This window comes from Cellulomonas jepli (assembly GCF_047229345.1).
GTDB lineage: Bacteria > Actinomycetota > Actinomycetes > Actinomycetales > Cellulomonadaceae > Cellulomonas_A.
Genome location: NZ_JBFTER010000113.1, coordinates 1 through 16,277, shown reverse-complemented (window position 1 = coordinate 16,277; position 16,277 = coordinate 1). Strand labels below are relative to the sequence as shown.

Sequence of the window (16,277 nt, the reverse complement as noted above, 5' to 3'; positions counted from 1 at the left end):
CCGTCGACCGCCCCGGCACGGGCCGGGGAGCGCGCGCAGCCCGCGGCGCCGGGAGCCCCGACCGCGGCGCGCGGCCTGCGCCGAGCCCCGGGCCCGCCCGCGGACGGTCCGGAGCGCGCGGGGACTACACCGGCGTCGTCCGTCCCCGCTACTCCCCCGACCCCGACGGCCACGCGGACCCGGGCGAGATCGTCTGGACCTGGGTCGCCTACGAGGACGACCCGTCCCAGGGCAAGGACCGCCCGGTGCTCCTCGTCGGGCGCGACGGGCCGGACCTCCTCGGGCTCATGCTCACGAGCAAGGACCACTCGCGCGACGCGGCCGACGAGGCGCGCTGGGGCCGGGCGTGGCTCGACATCGGCGCCGGCGACTGGGACGCCCGGCGCCGCCCGAGCGAGGTCCGCCTCGACCGCGTCCTGCGCGTCGACCCGGACGCCGTGCGCCGCGAGGGCGCCGTGATGGAGCGCGCGCTCTTCGACCGCGTCACGGGCTCGCTCGCGGAGCACCACGGCTGGTAAGATAGTGAATCGCGTGTCCGCCCAGGTCGGCGGGCACTGGTCCAGTTCCTCTCCGCGGGTGTCCCCACGCCCCAGTCCCGGAACCAGACGGGCCCTCTACGACCTATCCGACGCTCAGGCGACACACCAGAAAGTCCACACGTGGCAAACATCAAGTCCCAGATCAAGCGCATCGGCACCAACGAGAAGGCGCGCCTGCGCAACAAGGCCGTCAAGTCGGAGCTCAAGACGCACGTGCGCCGCGTCCGCGAGGCCGTCGCCGGTGGCGACAAGGAGGCCGCCTCGGTCGCGCTGATCAGCGCGTCGAAGAAGCTCGACAAGGCCGCCTCGAAGGGTGTCATCCACCAGAACCAGGCAGCGAACAAGAAGTCCGCTCTCGCGAAGGCCGTCGGCTCGCTCTGACACCTCGCGCTCAGCGCACCGTACGACGAAGGCGCCGCCCGTCCAGGGCCGGCGCCTTCGTCGCGCCTGCCACACGGCGCGTTCGTCGCGCCTGCCACACGGCGCGTTCGTCGCGCCCGCGGCACGGCGCGTTCGTCGCGCCTGTGGCACGGCCCGTTCATCGCGCCTGTGACACGGCCCGTTCGTCGTACCTGCAACACGGGACCTTCGTCGTACCTGCGACACGGCGCGTTCGTCGTGCCTATGACACGGCGCGTTCGTCGTGCCTGCGACACGGCGCCTTCGTCGCGGCGCGGCACGGCGCACCCGTCGTCCCCGCAACCTGGTGACTCCGGAGGCCGCCGTCTCGCCACACGGCCGCCGCACGGATCCGCGGTACGCACCGTCGACGCCCCGCCGACCGACGGCGCGGCTCCTGCGGCCGGGCGGCGCGCCCCGGACGCGACGAAGGCGTCACCCCCCCTGCGGGGCGACGCCTTCGTTCTCTTCCGACCCAGCGGTCCTCAGCCCGCTGCGGCGGTCCATGCCTCCCGCAGCGTCGCGGGAACCGTGGGTCGGAAACCTGCCTCGCGCAGCGCGCGGTCGAACGCGTGCGCGGCGCCGGCCACGTCCCCGTGGCCGAGGAAGCGGTCGCCGAGCTCGCGCCACGCCGCCGCCGACTGCCGGGTCGCGGACATCATGCCGAGCATGTCCGCCGCCCAGCGGTACGCCCGCGCCGCGCCGGCGACGTCCTCCCGGGCGTGCAGCGCGTCACCGAGCGCGAGCTGGGCGACCGCGGTCTCGAGGCGCGGCTGGTCGCCGAGCCGGCGCAGCGCCTCGCGGGCGCTGGCCTCGGCCACGTCGACGTCGCCCAGCACGAGGTGCGCGCGCGAGCGCTCGACGTCGACGCGCGAGAGCTCGATCTCGGAGCCGATCGCGAGCAGGTCGGGCAGCGCCCGGTCGAGCTGGCGCAGCGCCTCGTGCGGCTCGGCGGGCTCGCTCCGCAGCAGCAGCCAGGCGTAGTTGAGGCGCAGGCGCGGGAGGTCGCGACCGAGCTCACCCTCGCCCAGCAGCGCGAGCGCACGCTCGGTGTACCGCTGCGCGAGCGGGTAGTCGCGGCGCTGCTCGGCGACCAGCGCGGCGTTCCAGTAGACGCTGCCCCGTCCGCGCGGGCTGCCGAGCGCCTCCGCCTGGCGGACGAGCTCCGCGGCGCGGTGCGTCGCGTAGAGGAGGTCACCGCGCTCGACGTACGCCCACAGGACCGTGGACGCGAGGCGCAGGTGCTCGTCGGTGCCGGACATCCCGCCGGCCTCGAGCTCGCTCAGGATGCGCTCGCCGACCTCGACCGCGCGGTGCATGTCGCCGCCCTCGAGGTACGAGGCGACGAGCCCCGTCGCGATGGCCGCGGAGTCGAGGTTGTGCGACCGGGCACGGGCGTCGTCGAGCAGCGGCTCGAGGATCGCGACCGCCGACTCGAGGTCACCGAGGGCCTCGTGCGCGCGGGCCAAAGTCATGAGCGCCTCGACGCGGACGGCGTTCGTCACGCTCGTCAGGTCGATCGCCGAGATCCGCGTGCGGGCCCCGGCCGGCTCGCCGGCGCTGAGGTCGAGCTTCGCGTAGTCGATCTCGAGCCGGGCACGGGCCTCGTTCGGGCCGTCGTCGCCGTGCTTGAGGTACTCGACCGTCGACCCCAGCCGCTGTGCGAGCACCGCCAGCGCGGCGTCCGTGGGCTCGCGACGTCCGGCCTCGATCAGCGAGATGTAGCTGGGCGAGAAGGAGTCGCCCGCCAGGGCGGTCTGGGAGAGCCCCGCAGCGAGCCGCGCCTGCCGGACCCGGTCAGCGATCGTCGTCATAGTCCGTCACTGTACCTGTGACGAGCCGGAATTACCGCCCCTGACAGCGGGCGAATTTCCGACCACGTGGTAGCGGGCGATGGGGCGCCCGCTACCACGCCGGTCGCTGGCTCAGCCGGCGAGACGGCGTGAGCTGCTCAGTTCATGTTCATGCGGCAGCAGCCCGTGGCGCCGCCCGACATGAGGCTCACCTCGGACGCGTGCGCGGACGCCGCGGCGGAGAAGGAGAGCACGGTGGCGAGGGCGAGGGCGGCGACGGCCTTGAGGGAAGACGACATGGGAAGAACTCCTGTCATAACGGATTGACTGCGTGTCACGTCTATCATGACCGATCCTGGGCGCCGAGTCGCCCCTTTCGCAGGGCTCTGGCACAGCTCCGCCCAATCGAGTGACCCGCCCAAATCGAGCGGCGCGAATTCCCCGGCGTCGTCGCAGTTCAGCCGATCGGAGGAGTGTCAAGTCGGGGCTGCTTATGGTGTCATAGTCGTCATGACCGGAGACAAGGACGCACTGGCGGCACAGCTCGCCGCCGCGGTGGACGACGCGATCTCCGACAGTGCGCGCCACGACTGGGCGCAGCACCTCGCCCGCGAGCGCGTGCTCGTCGGGCGTCAGGGGATCTTCTCGCCGCGGCTGCGGCCCTTCGCCTACCAGCTCTCGTTCCGGCCTCCCGGCACCGGTGGCCAGGCCGCACCGCACCACGCGACCTGGACCGAGCTGCAGCACGAGCGCGCGACCGCGCACGTCCTGCGGGCGACCTTCGGCCGCGCCGACCTCGAGCAGGTCGCGCACGGGCGCTGGATGTTCGTGCGCTTCCCGCGCGCCTACCTCGTGCAGGACCTGCCCGTGCCGGCACGCCCCGACCGTCTCGTCATCGAGATCGCGGACAACGTCGAGGTCGACACCGAGGTCATCGCCGGCGTGCGGCGGCTGCGCGAGCGCGGGTTCCGCGTGGCCATCCCCGGGTTCGTGAGCCGCCCGGGCCAGCGCCGCCTGCTCCCCCACACCGACTTCGTCAAGATCGACGTGCGCGACCTCGACGTCGAGGGGCGCCCGGTCGTCGAGCTCGCGCGGTCGTACGGTGCGCTCCTCGTCGCCGAGTACATCGAGCACCCCTGGATGCTGCACCAGAGCCGCGACCTCGGGTTCGACCTGTTCCAGGGGAACCTGCTCGAGCCGTCGGCGACGCTGGACCGCTCCGCGGCCCGCCTGCTGCGCCCGGTCGGCTGACCCGCTCTCCCCCCGCCTGCTCGGTCCCGCCGACGCCGGCGCGGCGGTGGGACGACGGCGGCCGTCCCGCAGATCCTCCGACTCGCGTCATCGTCCGCGATGTGCACGCTCTCATCCGTCGTGACCCTCGCAGCGCCCGCCGCCGCCCCTCGATCGCACCGGCGCGGGCACGCCGCTGCCGTGCGCACCGGCCGGACTGGTCCGGACGACGCCGTCGCCGCCACCGACCGACGCATCCCGGTCGGTCGGCAGCCCATCACGGACCCGGACGGGACGCCGCGGGCCTACGAGTTCCTCTACCGGTCGCTCTCGTCGGAACGTGTCGGCGTCGACCGGTGGGCCGCCGCGGAGCAGGACGTCGCGACGGGCGCCGTGCTCCACTCCGTGTTCGCCGACCGTGGGGTGGGGGTCGCCGCCGCCGGCTGCCCGGCCTTCGTCAACGTGACCCGCTCGTACCTCGTCGGTGCGCTCGCACTGCCCGCGGACCCGGCACGGCTCGTGCTGGAGGTCGTCGAGTCGGTGCGCGTCGACGCCGAGGTGCTCGCCGGCGTCGCCCGGCTCCGCGCCGCCGGCTTCCGGATCGCGGTCGACGACTTCGTCGGTCTGCCCGACCAAGTGCGCCTGCTCCCGTACGCCGACTACGTCAAGATCGACCACCGCGACCTCGTGCGCCAGGGGCGGCCGCTGCTCGAGGTCGCGTCCCGGTACGGCGCCCGCCTCGTCGCCGAGCACCTCGAGACGACGGAAGCGCTCGACGCGTGCGTCACGGCGGGGTTCACGCTCTTCCAGGGGGACGTGCTCGCGAGGACCGTCGTGCTCCCGGGCGCCGAGCCCGCCCAGGCGGAACCGACCCGGACCGCGCTCCCGTCAGCGCGAGCCCGCTGAAGCCACCCGGAGCACCGCCCGCTCGACCGCGAACTGCGGGTCCCGGCTCTCGCCCTTGACCTCGGCGTCGGCCTGCGCGACCGCGCTGATCGCCGCCGCAAGACCCTCGGGCGTCCAGCGCGCGAGGTCCCGCTGCGCCCGCTCGACCTGCCACGGCGCCAGCCCCAGGTCGCGGACGGCCCCCGATCCTCGTCCCCGCACCGCCGCCACCTTCGCGAGCGTGCGCAGCTTGGCCCCGAGCGCTGCGACGATCGGCACGGGGTCGACGCCCGTGGCGAGCGCGTGCCGCAGGAGCGCGACGGCGTTCCCCGCGTCGCCCTCGATCGCCGCGTCGGCCACCCGGAAGCCCGTCGCCTCGATGCGCCCGCCGTAGTACCGCTCGACCGCCGCCTCGCCGATGGTGCCGGTGGTGTCGGCGACGAGCTGGGCACAGGCTGCGGCCAGCTCACGCAGGTCGCTGCCGACAGCGTCGACCAGCGCCCGCACCGCCTTCGCGTCCGCCCGCCGCTTCGCCCGGCGCAGCTCCGCCGTGACGAACGCCGACTTCTCGGAGTCCTTCTTGAGCGCCTCGCACGCCACGACGGGCCAGCGCCCCGCACGCACGGTGTCCAGGAGCTTCTTGCCGCGCTGCCCGCCACCGTGCCGCAGCACGAGCACGACGTCGTCCTGCGGCGCCGCGACGTACGCGAGCGCGTCGGTGAGGAGCTCGTCGGTCGCGCGCTCGACGGACTCGACGACGACGACGCGGTCCTCGGCGAACAGCGACGGGCTCGTCACGACGCCGAGCGACCCGGTGCCGTAGTCCGCGGCGTCCAGGCGCGTCACCTCGACACCGGCGTCGCGTTCGCGTGCGAGCCCGACGAGCCGGTCGACCGCCCGGTCCGCGAGCAGTCCCTCGGGCCCGGACACCAGGACGACCGGCGCGAGCTCGACCTCGTCCCAGCCCAGGCCCGGTGCCGCGGTGCGTCCGCCGGAGGTGGCACGGGTGCTGGAGCGGGTCGGGGTCGGCACGCGCCCCAGCCTGCCATGCCGGACCCACGTCCCGGCGCGGCGTGCGCGGGGGACGCGGCCGCGACCGCGGACGGGTGGGGTCATCGACGGCGGAGGCACGAGGCCGCGCGACGGCGCACGCGAGATGGGGCACCCACCGCGTGCGCCGCTCAGGTGCTCGCCCGGTCACGCCGGCGCACGCGCTCCGCCGCGGTGCCGACCCCGTGGTCGGCGTCCCCCGGTGGGCGGCCGAGGAGCAGCGCGAGCCCTGCGGCGGTCCCCGCCAGGAGCAGGAGCACACCGAGCACGCCCGGCGTCCACGCGACCTGCGCGCCCGGGAGCGACGCCGCGACACGGGCCACCGTCGCGATCCACCAGCACGCGAGGCCGGCGAGCTCCGCGAGGACCACCCCCGTGGCGTGCCACCACGGCGACACGAGCGCCGCGAGGAGGCCCAGCACGGTCGCGGGCGCCACCGCGGGAGCCACGAGCACGTTGGCCGGGACCGCGTAGAGCGCGACCGTCGGGCTCAGGAGCAGCACGACGGGAGCACAGACGCTCTGAGCGGCGACCGGGACGGCGAGCGCGTACGCGACCGGCGCCCGGGCCGAGCCGGACCACCGGCGCGCGAGGGGCCCGGCGAGCAGGACGAGCCCGGACGTCGCGACCACGGACAGCACGAAGCCCAGCTCGCGTGCGAGCCACGGGTCCGCCACGAGGAGCACCACGACCGCCGCCGCGAGCGCGGGCACCGCCCGTGCGGGGCGGCCGAGCACGAGGGCCCCGAGCCCGACCGCGCCCATCGCCGCCGCGCGCAGCACGCTCGGGCCCGGGTGCACCAGCACCACGAACCCGAGCATCACGGCGCCGACGACCGCGGCCCGTGCACGGCGAGGGAGCCCGACGGCGCCGGTCAGCACGAGCACGCCCGCCCCGACGATCGAGAAGTGGGCGCCCGAGACGGCCGTCACGTGCGTGAGCCCCGAGTCGCGCATCGCCCGGTCCAGGTCGTCCGGGAGCGCGGACGTGTCGCCGACGGCGATCCCTGGCACGAGCCCGCGCGCGTCGTCACCGAGCCCGGCACTCACGTCGCGGAGCCCGGACCGCACCGCGTCGACCGCGCGGAGCGTGACTCCCGGCGGCTCGACCAGCGTGGCCGATCCCGCCTGGAGCAGCGCCACCGCACGACGTCCCGGGGTGCCGGGCACGAGCCGACCGTGCACCGCCACCCGGGCGCCGTACGAGACGCCGGGCCAGGGGGACCCGGTCAGGACGGTCACCGGCGCCGACGCCACGCGGTGCTCACCCCGGGTCTCGACGTCGTGGACGGCGACCGTCGCCCGGTACCGCGGTGGGGCGTCGGGCGGCCCGGACCGGAGCCGGACGGGCTCGGACGTGAGCGTCCCGGTGAGGGTCACGCTCGCGCCGGAGGCCGCGAGGCCGTCGAGGTCACCGGCGTCCCGGGCCGCGAGCTGGCCGGCACCGGCGAGCAGCACGCCCGCGACGACGCCGCACGTCAGCACGACCTGTCCGGCAGCGGAGCGGCGCGGCAGTCGGGTGCGACGCGCTGAGGAGCCGGCGTCCGGCGCCGCGGCGACACCGGGCGACCCGGTGGCAGGACGCGGTCCCGGGTGCGGGGTGCCCCTGCGCTGCGCGGCTCGTGTGGCAACCCTGCGGCGCTCCGCCCGCGCGGCGCCCTCGCCGTGCGCGACCCCGCGGCTCACCGGCCGTGTGGCCGCCCTGCGGCGCTCCGCCCACAGGGCGGCCCCGCGGCGCACCGCCCGCGCGGCGACCTCACCGTGCACCGCCCGAGCGGCGGCTTCGCGGCGCACCGCCAGGGTCGCCGCCCTACGGCGCACGGCCCCCGTGGCGGCGACCAGCGGCACGGCCCCGGCCGCGATCCCGGCGGCGAGCACCCACGGCGCGGGCAGCACGACGAGGACCGCCGCCGCCCCCCACGCCGCGAGCGCTGCCGGGACGAGCCGCAGGTCGAGCGGCACGCTCACGTCACACCCGCACGGACGGTGCGAGGCGCTCGACGAGCGCGGGCCCGATGCCCTCCACCTCGGCGAGCTCCTCGAGCGACCGGAACCGCCCGTGCTCCTCGCGCCACGCGACGATGCGGCCGGCGAGCACCGGGCCGATGCCCGGGAGCGCGTCGAGGGCGGCCGCGTCCGCGGTGTTGAGGTCGAGCGGCCCTGCGCCCGCCGCAGCGTCGGCGACGGGACCGGGCGCCGTGGCCGGTGCCGGCTCGCCCACGGCGGAGACCGCGACCTGCTCGCCGTCGACGAGGACCCGTGCGAGGTTGAGGGCGGCGAGGTCGGCGGAGGCCGACGGCCCGCCCGCCGCCGTCAGGGCGTCCGACACGCGCGAGCCCTGGGGCAGCTCGACGATCCCCGGCTGTGCGACGTGTCCCACGACGTGCACGACGACGTCTTGAGAAGCGTCACCGGGTCCGGCGGCTGCGGTCCCCACGCCGGTCGGGGCGTCGACCCCGCTGCCCGTACCCGCGTCCGCACTGCCCGGGCTCGCCGCCGGCTCGCCGCCGACCGCGTCACCGGCCGCCTCCGGCGCCCCGGTGACCTCGGGGAGCTCGACCGCGTGCCCCACCTGCGGCACGAACGCGGACGCCGCCCGCGCGACCACGACGCCCGCGACGAGGGCCACGGCGAGCGCCGCGACGAGCCCCACGCGCGTCGGCACGGCCCAGCGCCGCGCTGCCGCTCGCGCGGCCACCTCGTGCTCCCGCTCGAGCGGCGAGCCGTAGTTGCGGGCGTACTCGTCCCGTGCACGGGCGAGCCGCCCCGTCGCCGTCCGGCGGACGACGTCCTCGGCACCGGCGGCCGCGCCGTCGTCCCCCGACCGCTCGACCGCGGCACGCGCCTCGGCCGCGGACGAGCCCCGGAGATCGTCCACCGGCTCCGGCCCGCCCCTCGCGCCGGCGGGGCGCGGGTCACGCCCGTCGACGACGCGCAGCTCGGGCCACCGTGGTCGCCCGACGTCCGGCGCAAGGCCGCCGTCGTCCGGCTCCCTGCGTACGACCCGCGGCACCGGCGACGTCGGTGTCCGGAGCTCGTCGGCACGCAGCACCGTGCCGCGCACCGGGCCCACCTCGCTCGGGACCGAGGCGGTCGCCGCCCCCGGAAAGGAGCCTGCCGCCCCGGGAGGGAAGGGCGCCACCGAGGGAACGGGGCCCGTCACCCATGGCAGCGGGCCGACCGTGCCGTCGAGGGAGCCGGCCGCGTCGGGAACGTCCGGCCCGGCCTCCGGGACGCGCTGCGGCGTCCAGCGCGGTGCGCCGTCGGAATGCGGCGCCGGTGCGGGGCTCAGTGCCTCGAGTCGGCGCCGGGCGGTGTCGGAGGGGTCGGGGGCTCGGACCATGCCGCGACCGTACGGACGGCCACGTCGCCGGCGTCGCCCGCCCGCGGTGCCGGGGACGCCGCCGGTGCGGTCGGGCGCCTGGGGGTGCGTCGGCCTCCGCCACGACCACCGCCAACACGCCGGGCCCCACCCGCGGTGCCGGGGACGCCACCGGTGCGGTCAGGCGGCTGGGTGTGCGTCGGCCTTCGCCACGACCACCGCCAACACGCCGGGCCCCACCCGCGGTGCCGGGGACGCCACCGGTGCGGTCAGGCGGCTGGGGGTGCGTCGGCGTCCGCCACGACCAGCGCCAGCACCCCGGGCCCCGCGTGCGCCCCGAGCACGGCGCTGACCTCGCACACCTCGACGGTGCAGACGCTCCCGGCGAGCCGCGACCGCAGCGACTCGGCCACCTCCGCGCCGAGCTCCGGCTGGCCGAGGTGGTGGACGGCCAGCCGTGCGTGCCCCCGGCGCTGCACGTCGGCGACGGCGAGCGCCTCGAGCCGTTCGCGGGCGGCCCGGCGCGTCCGGACCTTCTCGGCGACCTCGATCCGGCCGGCCCGCATCGCCAGGATCGGGCGCAGGCCGAGCACGGTGCCGAGCGCAGCTGCGGTCGCGCTGAGCCGGCCCCCGCGGCGCAGGTGGTCGAGCGAGTCCACGAGGAACCAGGCGTGCGCGTCGGCCGCCACCTGACGTGCGCGTTCGGCGACGGCGGCACCGTTCGGCAGGGGCGCGGGCTCTGCGGCAGCGGGTGCAGGCGACCGGTCACGCTTCCGCCCGAACGGACCGTGCCACGCGCGCGAGCCCGGGAGGGGCGGGATGGTGTCCGGCGGGTCCACCGGCGCCCCGCCGCGGGCGAGCCGCGCTGCCGAGAGGACCGCGAACCCGAGTCCCATCGCGACCGAGCGCGAGTCGACGACGTGCACCGGGAGCGGCGCCGCGAGGGCGGCGAGCTGCGCGCCGCGCACGGTGCCGGAGAGGTCGCCCGAGAGGTGCACCGACACGATCTCGCGCGCTCCCCCGGCGGCCGCACGCGCATACGCGTCGGCGAACGCGGCGGGCGACGGCTGCGAGGTCGTGACGCGCTGACCGGCCCCGAGCGCCGCCGTGAGCGCGGCCGGGTCGAGGTCGCGCCCCTCGTGCAGGCGCTCGCCGCCGAGGACGACCTCGAGCGGCACCACGACGACGCCCCACCGCTCGAGCTCCCGCGCGGGCAGCGACGCCGTCGAGTCGGTCACGACGGCGACCGGCGACGGCGCGGGCTCGCGACGGCCCGGGCCGCGCCGCGTGCGGTCCGGCACGGCGGTCAGGCCGGGACGACGTTGACCAGGCGCGGCGCCCGGACGATCACCGTGCGGACGTCCCGCCCGGCGAGCGCGCGCTGGACGCCCGGGTCGGCGAGCGCAATCCCGCGCAGCGCGTCCTCGGTGACGTCGGCGGGGACCTCGGCGCGGCCACGCACCTTGCCCTGCACCTGGAGCACGCACGTCACGGTGTCCTCGACGAGGTACTGCTCCTCGGCGACCGGGAACGGCGCGTGCGCGAGGGACTCGGTGTGGCCCAGCCGCGACCACAGCTCCTCCGCGATGTGCGGCGCGATCGGCGCGGTCATGAGCACGAGCGGCTCGACCGCCGCGCGCGGCACGGCCGGCAGGCTCGTCAGGTGGTTGTTGAGCACGATGAGCTTCGCGATCGCGGTGTTGATCCGCATCGCCTCCATGTCGGCGCGCACGTCGGTGATCGTGCGGTGCAGCACGCGCAGCGTCTCGGTGGACAGTGCGTCCTCAGTGACGACGAGCGCCCCGGTGGTCTCGTCGACCACGTTGCGCCACAGCCGCTGCAGGAAGCGCTGCGCGCCGACGACCGCCCGGGTCTCCCACGGACGCGAGAGGTCCAGCGGACCCATCGACATCTCGTAGACGCGCAGGGTGTCCGCGCCGTACTCCGCGTACATCTCGTCGGGCGTGATCATGTTCTTCTTCGACTTGCCGATCTTGCCGTACTCGCGGTGGACCTCCTCGCCCCGCCACGAGAAGCCGCTCGGCACCGACTCGTCCTCGACGACCTCGCTCGCCTCGACGTACGCGCCGCGCCCGTCGCGGTACGCGTACGCCTGGATGTAGCCCTGGTTGAACAGCTTGCGGAACGGCTCACGGCTCGACACGTGGCCCAGGTCGTAGAGCACCTTGTGCCAGAACCGCGCGTACAGCAGGTGCAGGACGGCGTGCTCGACCCCGCCCACGTAGAGGTCGACCCCCCCGGCGCCGTGGGTGTCCGCCGGGTTGTGGCCCGGGCCCATCCAGTACTGCTCGAGCGCCGGGTCGACGACCTGCTCGGTGTGCGACGGGTCCAGGTAGTGCAGGTAGTACCAGCACGACCCGGCCCAGTTGGGCATCGTGTTGGTGTCGCGCCGGTACGTGCGCGGACCGTCGCCGAGGTCGAGCGTGACGTTCACCCAGTCCTCGTTGCGGCCCAGCGGCGCCTCGGGCGAGGACTCGGAGTCCTGCGGGTCGAAGGTCCGCGGCGCGTAGTCGGGCACCTCGGGCAGGTTGACCGGCAGCGACGCGTCGGGCAGCGCGATCGGCAGGTCGTTCTCGTCGTAGACGATCGGGAACGGCTCGCCCCAGTACCGCTGGCGGCTGAACAGCCAGTCCCGCAGGCGGTAGGTGATGGTGCCCTCGCCGAGCCCCTCGGCGACGAGCCAGTCGACGATCGTGCGCTTCGCGGCCGCGACGTCGAGCCCGTCGAGCGTCACGGTGTCGTTGGACGAGTTGATGATCGCGCCGTCGCCGGTCCACGCACCGCCCTCGAAGCCGGCGGGCGGCTCGACGGTGCGGACCACGGGCAGGTCGAACGCCTGCGCGAACGCGAAGTCCCGCTCGTCGCCGCCCGGGACGGCCATGATCGCGCCGGTGCCGTAGCCCATGAGGACGTAGTCGGCGGTGAACACGGGGATGCTCGCGCCGTTGACCGGGTTCGTCGCGTGGATGCCGGTGAACACGCCGGTCTTGCGTCCCGCGTCGGCCTGGCGCTCGATCGCGCTCTTCGCGGCCGACTCCCACCGGTACGCGGCGACCGCCTCGGCCGGCGACGCGTGGCCGCCCGTCCAGCCGTCCTTCGTGCCCTCGGGCCACTCGGCCGCGACGTCGTCGAGCAGCGGGTGCTCGGGCGAGACGACCATGAACGTCGCACCGAACAGCGTGTCGGGGCGGGTCGTGAACACCTCGACAGACGCGCGCTCTGCACCGTCCGGGCCCGGGACCGGGAAGCGCACGCGGGCACCCTCGGAGCGGCCGATCCAGTTCCGCTGCATCGAGGCGACCTTCTCGGGCCAGTCGATGAGCTCGAGGTCGTCGATCAGGCGGTCGGCGTACGCGGTGATGCGCATCTGCCACTGCCGCAGCGTGCGCTGGAAGACGGGGAAGTCGCCGCGCTCGGAGCGCCCCTCGGACGTGACCTCCTCGTTGGCGAGGACCGTGCCGAGGCCGGGGCACCAGTTGACCGGGGTCTCCGAGACGTAGGCGAGGCGGTGCGCGTCGACGACGCGACGGCGGGCGACGGCGTCCAGCCCGTCCCACGACGCCCCCGCGGGGACGCCCTCGATGCCGCTCGGCACGGCGCGGGCGCCGGACTCGAACGCCTCGACGAGCGTCGACACCGGACGCGCGGCACCCCGTCCGCCGTCGGGCCGGACCGCGTCGGCGTCGTACCAGGACTCGAAGATCTGCAGGAAGATCCACTGCGTCCACCGGACGTAGCCCGGGTCGATCGTCGCGAACGTGCGGCGCGGATCATGCCCCGTGCCGAGGCGGCGCAGCTGGCGCGCCATGATCTCGATGTTCGCCTCGGTGGTGGTGCGCGGGTGCTGGCCCGTCTGCACCGCGTACTGCTCGGCGGGCAGGCCGAAGGCGTCGTAGCCGAGCGCGTGCAGCACGTTGTCGCCGAGCATGCGGCGGAACCGCGAGACGACGTCGGTGCCGATGTACCCGAGCGGGTGGCCGATGTGCAGGCCCGCGCCGGAGGGGTACGGGAACATGTCCATCACGAAGAACGGCCGCCGCTCCGGCTCCGCGTTGCGGCCCTGCGCGTCGGTCAGCGGGCCCGTCGGGTTGGCCGCGTAGAACGTCCCGCGCCGCTCCCACTCGTCCTGCCAGCGGAGCTCGAGCTCGTCGGCCACCGCCGCGGTGTAGCGGAAGGGCACGTCGTTGGGCACGTCGTGCGGCACGGGAGCGTCGGGAGCGGGGTGCGAGGGAGCCTGCGAAGTCACCTGCACAGGCTACCGGCGCGCGACGACCGAGGTCGCCGCGCGCCGGTGGCCAGGCGTGCGTGGGCGGAGGGTCAGCGCGAGGCGCGCATCTCCGCGACGAGCGGGCACTGGAACGGGTCACGGGCCTGCAGGCCGACCTCGTTCAGGTAGCGCACGACGATCCGGTACGACTGCATCAGCGTCGTCTCGGTGTAGGAGATGTTCTTGTCGGCGCAGAACTGGCGCACCATCGGCTGCACCTTCTTGAGCGCCGGGCTCGGCATGCTCGGGAACAGGTGGTGCTCGATCTGGTAGTTCAGCCCGCCCATGAACAGGTCGACCCAGCGGCCACCGGAGATGTTGCGGCTGAGCAGGACCTGACGGCGCAGGAAGTCGATCTTCATCGACGCGGGGACGACCGGCATGCCCTTGTGGTTCGGCGCGAACGACGCGCCCATGTACACACCGAAGATGCCGAGCTGGACGCCCAGGAACGCGAACGCCATGCCGACCGGCAGCAGCCAGAACACGAGCGCGAGGTAGCCGCCGAGGCGCAGCGTCACGAACGCGATCTCGACGGGGCGGCGCTTGACCTCACCGCGCCCGAAGATCGTCTTGACGCCGGAGATGTGGAGGTTGAGGCCCTCGAGGAGCAGGAGCGGGAAGAAGAACCAGCCCTGACGCTTGGCGAACCAGCCGGCGAGGCCGGTGCGCTCCTTCGTGAGGTTCTCGGTCGTGAAGACCAGGACGCCCGGGTCGATGTCGCCGTCGGCACCGAGGGTGTTGGGCTTCGCGTGGTGCTTGCTGTGCTTGTGGTTCCACCAGCCGTAGCTCATGCCGGCGTAGAGGTTGGCGATCACGAGGCTCGCCCAGTCGTTCCAGCGGCCCGACTTGAAGATCTGGCGGTGCGCGGCGTCGTGGCCGAGGAACATGACCTGGCCCAGGACGATCGCGAGGACCGCCGCCACGACGAGCTGCCACCACGTGGGGCCGAGGAGCACGAACGCGGCGACCAGGCCGCCGAGCATCGCGGTCAGCACCGCGAAGCGGGTCCAGTAGTACGCGTAGCGGCGCCTCATGAGCCCGGCCTCCTGCACCATGCGCGTGAGCTCGGTGAACTCGCTCACCTGGCGCTCGCGCGGGCTGCGCGCAGCGGGGGCCTCGTCGGGGATGCGGCCGTCGTTCAGCGTGCTCGTCATAGAGGGAGCCTCGTGCTCATCGGGGGTGACGCGATGCCCGACAAGGCAGCACATCTGATCGGTCCAGCACACCATAGCCCGAGACTCTGTGCGATCCGGGGGTTTGCGTCGTCCGTCACGAATGTCGGGTTCTCGTCTCAGCAGCCGGTCGCGAGCGGGCCCGCGACGAGCCGGTCGGCGTGCCGTTGCTCGCTCCAGGACGAGCCGGTCGGCGTGCCCCTCCGAGGCGTCAGGACGGGCCGGACGCCGCATGGCGCAGGGCGGTGCGCCCGCGCTTCTCCGCGTAGAGCGCGGTGTCGGCCGCGTGCATCCACGCCTCGACGTCCTCGCCGCGCCAGCGCGCGACCCCCGCGGACCACCCGATCCGTGCGCCGACGCTCAGCCGCTCGAGCAGCCGGCGGGCACCCTCCTCGTCGGTCGACGGCAGCAGGAGCGCGAACTCGTCGCCGCCGAGGCGGCCCAGGACGTCGCCCGCGCGCAGGACGCCCGCCCACGTGCGCACCGTCTGCACGAGCGTCTCGTCACCGGCGGCGTGCCCGTGCACGTCGTTGACCTGCTTGAAGCCGTCCAGGTCGAGCAGCACGAGCGTGAGCGGGCGCCCGTCCCGCGCGGCACGGGCGAGCTCCTGGCCCGCGAGCGCGAGGAAGGCACGGCGCGAGAACGCCCCGGTGAGCGCGTCGTGCGTCGCGTCCAGGCGCAGCCGGGTGACCTTCTCGTTGAGCACCCAGCCGACCCCGCTCGCGGTCAGCACCAGGAACGTCCAGGTGGGCCAGGCGGACGGCGCGTCCGCGGCGGCGAGCCCGACGCGCAGGCCGACGGCGACCAGCACGAGGTGGGCGGCGAGCGCGCGCCGGGTCTCGAACGCGGCGACGAACACGGCGAGCCACACGAAGCCGAGGGCCGTGACGGCCGGCCCCGACTCGGTGGTCGAGGACCCCACGCACACGGTCATGCCCACGGTCCCGACGACGAGCACGCCGTGCACGTGCGCGACGCGGGTGCGCGCCGTGCGCAGCCGCAGCCAGGTCCCGAGCGCGGCGGCGAGCACCCCGAGCGCGGCGTCGAGCGCGCGCGGCGCCGTGGGGCTGAAGGGCACGAGCGCGGTCAGGGCGCACACGGCGGCGGTGAACAGCAGGCCCGTGCTCAGCGCGCGGACCTCGCTCGCGCGCGCGAGACGGCCCGGCCCACGGGTCGGTCGCATCGTGCCGGCTCCTCTCGCTCGCTCGTCGGCGTCGAGGTGCCCCATCGGCAGCGACGCACCGGACCTGACCTGTGCGGGGAGGGTCGTCGCGCCCGGACGGTCGTCGGGGCCACGCCGCCGCTCGCCCGGCCGTGGACCGCCGTCCCGGAGCGTGGACGACGACGGCTCGCCCGGCCCGGCCGCGACGCCCGCCCTAGACTCCGGCCATGCCCGACGACGTGCGCGGTCCTGCTGCACCCGGCCCCCGGACGTCCGGTGCGGACGCACCGGCTCACGCCGCCGGGGGCGACGACGCGCCGGGTGCGGCCCCTCGGGAGGACCTCGCGCCCGACGCCGTGTCGGTCGCCGCGCTGCGCGCCGCTGCGGCAGCCGCCCGCGCCGAGGCCGCCCAGGCTCGCGCGGACGCAGCCCAGG

General features: G+C 75.4%; 13 protein-coding genes and 1 pseudogene. 5 read left to right on the top strand and 9 right to left on the bottom strand.

Annotation, left to right across the window (positions count from 1 at the left end):
• Together AB6N24_RS19795 and rpsT are read left to right on the top strand one after the other, a co-directional pair.
• On the top strand, positions 1–518 hold a 518-nt coding region (locus tag AB6N24_RS19795; RefSeq protein ID WP_412871092.1), incomplete at its 5' end, for a type II toxin-antitoxin system PemK/MazF family toxin.
• 141 nt (positions 519–659) lie between these two features.
• Positions 660–920 (top strand): 30S ribosomal protein S20, encoded by a 261-nt coding sequence (gene rpsT / locus AB6N24_RS19790; protein ID WP_183294413.1) that lies wholly within the window; start codon positions 660–662, stop codon positions 918–920.
• A 503-nt stretch (positions 921–1,423) separates the two neighbouring features.
• On the opposite strand, the gene AB6N24_RS19785 is transcribed toward rpsT, so the two are convergent.
• Positions 1,424–2,752 carry a helix-turn-helix domain-containing protein gene (locus tag AB6N24_RS19785; protein ID WP_412871091.1) on the bottom strand — a complete coding sequence of 443 codons (1,329 nt, stop codon included), beginning with the start codon at positions 2,750–2,752 and terminating at the stop codon, positions 1,424–1,426.
• A 137-nt stretch (positions 2,753–2,889) separates the two neighbouring features.
• Positions 2,890–3,030, bottom strand: a complete 141-nt coding sequence (locus AB6N24_RS19780; RefSeq protein ID WP_412871090.1) for a hypothetical protein — start codon at positions 3,028–3,030, stop codon at positions 2,890–2,892.
• Between the two features lie 211 nt (positions 3,031–3,241).
• Here AB6N24_RS19780 and AB6N24_RS19775 point away from each other — a divergent pair, with 211 nt between their 5' ends.
• Together AB6N24_RS19775 and AB6N24_RS19770 are read left to right on the top strand one after the other, a co-directional pair.
• Positions 3,242–3,982, top strand: a complete 741-nt coding sequence (locus tag AB6N24_RS19775) for an EAL domain-containing protein (protein ID WP_412871089.1) — start codon at positions 3,242–3,244, stop codon at positions 3,980–3,982.
• 180 nt (positions 3,983–4,162) lie between these two features.
• Positions 4,163–4,867 (top strand): EAL and HDOD domain-containing protein, encoded by a 705-nt coding sequence (locus AB6N24_RS19770; protein WP_412871088.1) that lies wholly within the window; start codon positions 4,163–4,165, stop codon positions 4,865–4,867.
• Here the strand turns inward: AB6N24_RS19770 and holA are convergent.
• The 7 genes from holA to AB6N24_RS19735 form a co-directional block, all read right to left on the bottom strand.
• Positions 4,850–5,878, bottom strand: coding sequence for a DNA polymerase III subunit delta (gene holA / locus AB6N24_RS19765; protein WP_412871087.1), 1,029 nt, complete (start codon positions 5,876–5,878; stop codon positions 4,850–4,852). The two genes, AB6N24_RS19770 and holA, sit on opposite strands and share 18 nt — an antisense overlap.
• Before the next feature lie 149 nt (positions 5,879–6,027).
• Positions 6,028–7,863, bottom strand: a complete 1,836-nt coding sequence (locus AB6N24_RS19760; RefSeq protein ID WP_412871086.1) for a ComEC/Rec2 family competence protein — start codon at positions 7,861–7,863, stop codon at positions 6,028–6,030.
• A gap of 1 nt (position 7,864) precedes the next feature.
• Complete coding sequence (locus AB6N24_RS19755; RefSeq protein ID WP_412871085.1) at positions 7,865–8,773, bottom strand: helix-hairpin-helix domain-containing protein; 909 nt, start codon at positions 8,771–8,773, stop codon at positions 7,865–7,867.
• 713 nt (positions 8,774–9,486) lie between these two features.
• A complete protein-coding gene (locus tag AB6N24_RS19750) occupies positions 9,487–10,455 on the bottom strand; it encodes a DegV family protein (RefSeq protein WP_412871084.1) in 969 nt (322 codons plus the stop codon).
• A 68-nt stretch (positions 10,456–10,523) separates the two neighbouring features.
• Positions 10,524–13,484 (bottom strand): leucine--tRNA ligase, encoded by a 2,961-nt coding sequence (gene leuS, locus AB6N24_RS19745; RefSeq protein ID WP_412871083.1) that lies wholly within the window; start codon positions 13,482–13,484, stop codon positions 10,524–10,526.
• A 71-nt stretch (positions 13,485–13,555) separates the two neighbouring features.
• Positions 13,556–14,662 (bottom strand): fatty acid desaturase family protein, encoded by a 1,107-nt coding sequence (locus AB6N24_RS19740; RefSeq protein WP_412871082.1) that lies wholly within the window; start codon positions 14,660–14,662, stop codon positions 13,556–13,558.
• Positions 14,663–14,891: 229 nt separating this feature from the next.
• The gene (locus AB6N24_RS19735) at positions 14,892–15,863 is read right to left on the bottom strand and encodes a GGDEF domain-containing protein (protein ID WP_412871081.1); all 972 of its coding nucleotides are present in this window, start codon (positions 15,861–15,863) and stop codon (positions 14,892–14,894) included.
• 206 nt (positions 15,864–16,069) lie between these two features.
• Between AB6N24_RS19735 and AB6N24_RS19730 the strand changes: the two are divergent.
• A pseudogene (locus AB6N24_RS19730) lies at positions 16,070–16,277 on the top strand (hypothetical protein); the annotation flags it as partial.

Excerpts from the sequence above, each read along its gene's own strand:
- AB6N24_RS19775 (WP_412871089.1), top strand. The coding sequence starts at position 3,242 with ATGACCGGAGACAAGGACGCACTGGCGGCACAGCTCGCCGCCGCGGTG.
- AB6N24_RS19735 (WP_412871081.1), bottom strand. The coding sequence starts at position 15,863 with ATGCGACCGACCCGTGGGCCGGGCCGTCTCGCGCGCGCGAGCGAGGTC.
- AB6N24_RS19785 (WP_412871091.1), bottom strand. The coding sequence starts at position 2,752 with ATGACGACGATCGCTGACCGGGTCCGGCAGGCGCGGCTCGCTGCGGGG.
- AB6N24_RS19740 (WP_412871082.1), bottom strand. The coding sequence starts at position 14,662 with ATGACGAGCACGCTGAACGACGGCCGCATCCCCGACGAGGCCCCCGCT.
- AB6N24_RS19780 (WP_412871090.1), bottom strand. The coding sequence starts at position 3,030 with ATGTCGTCTTCCCTCAAGGCCGTCGCCGCCCTCGCCCTCGCCACCGTG.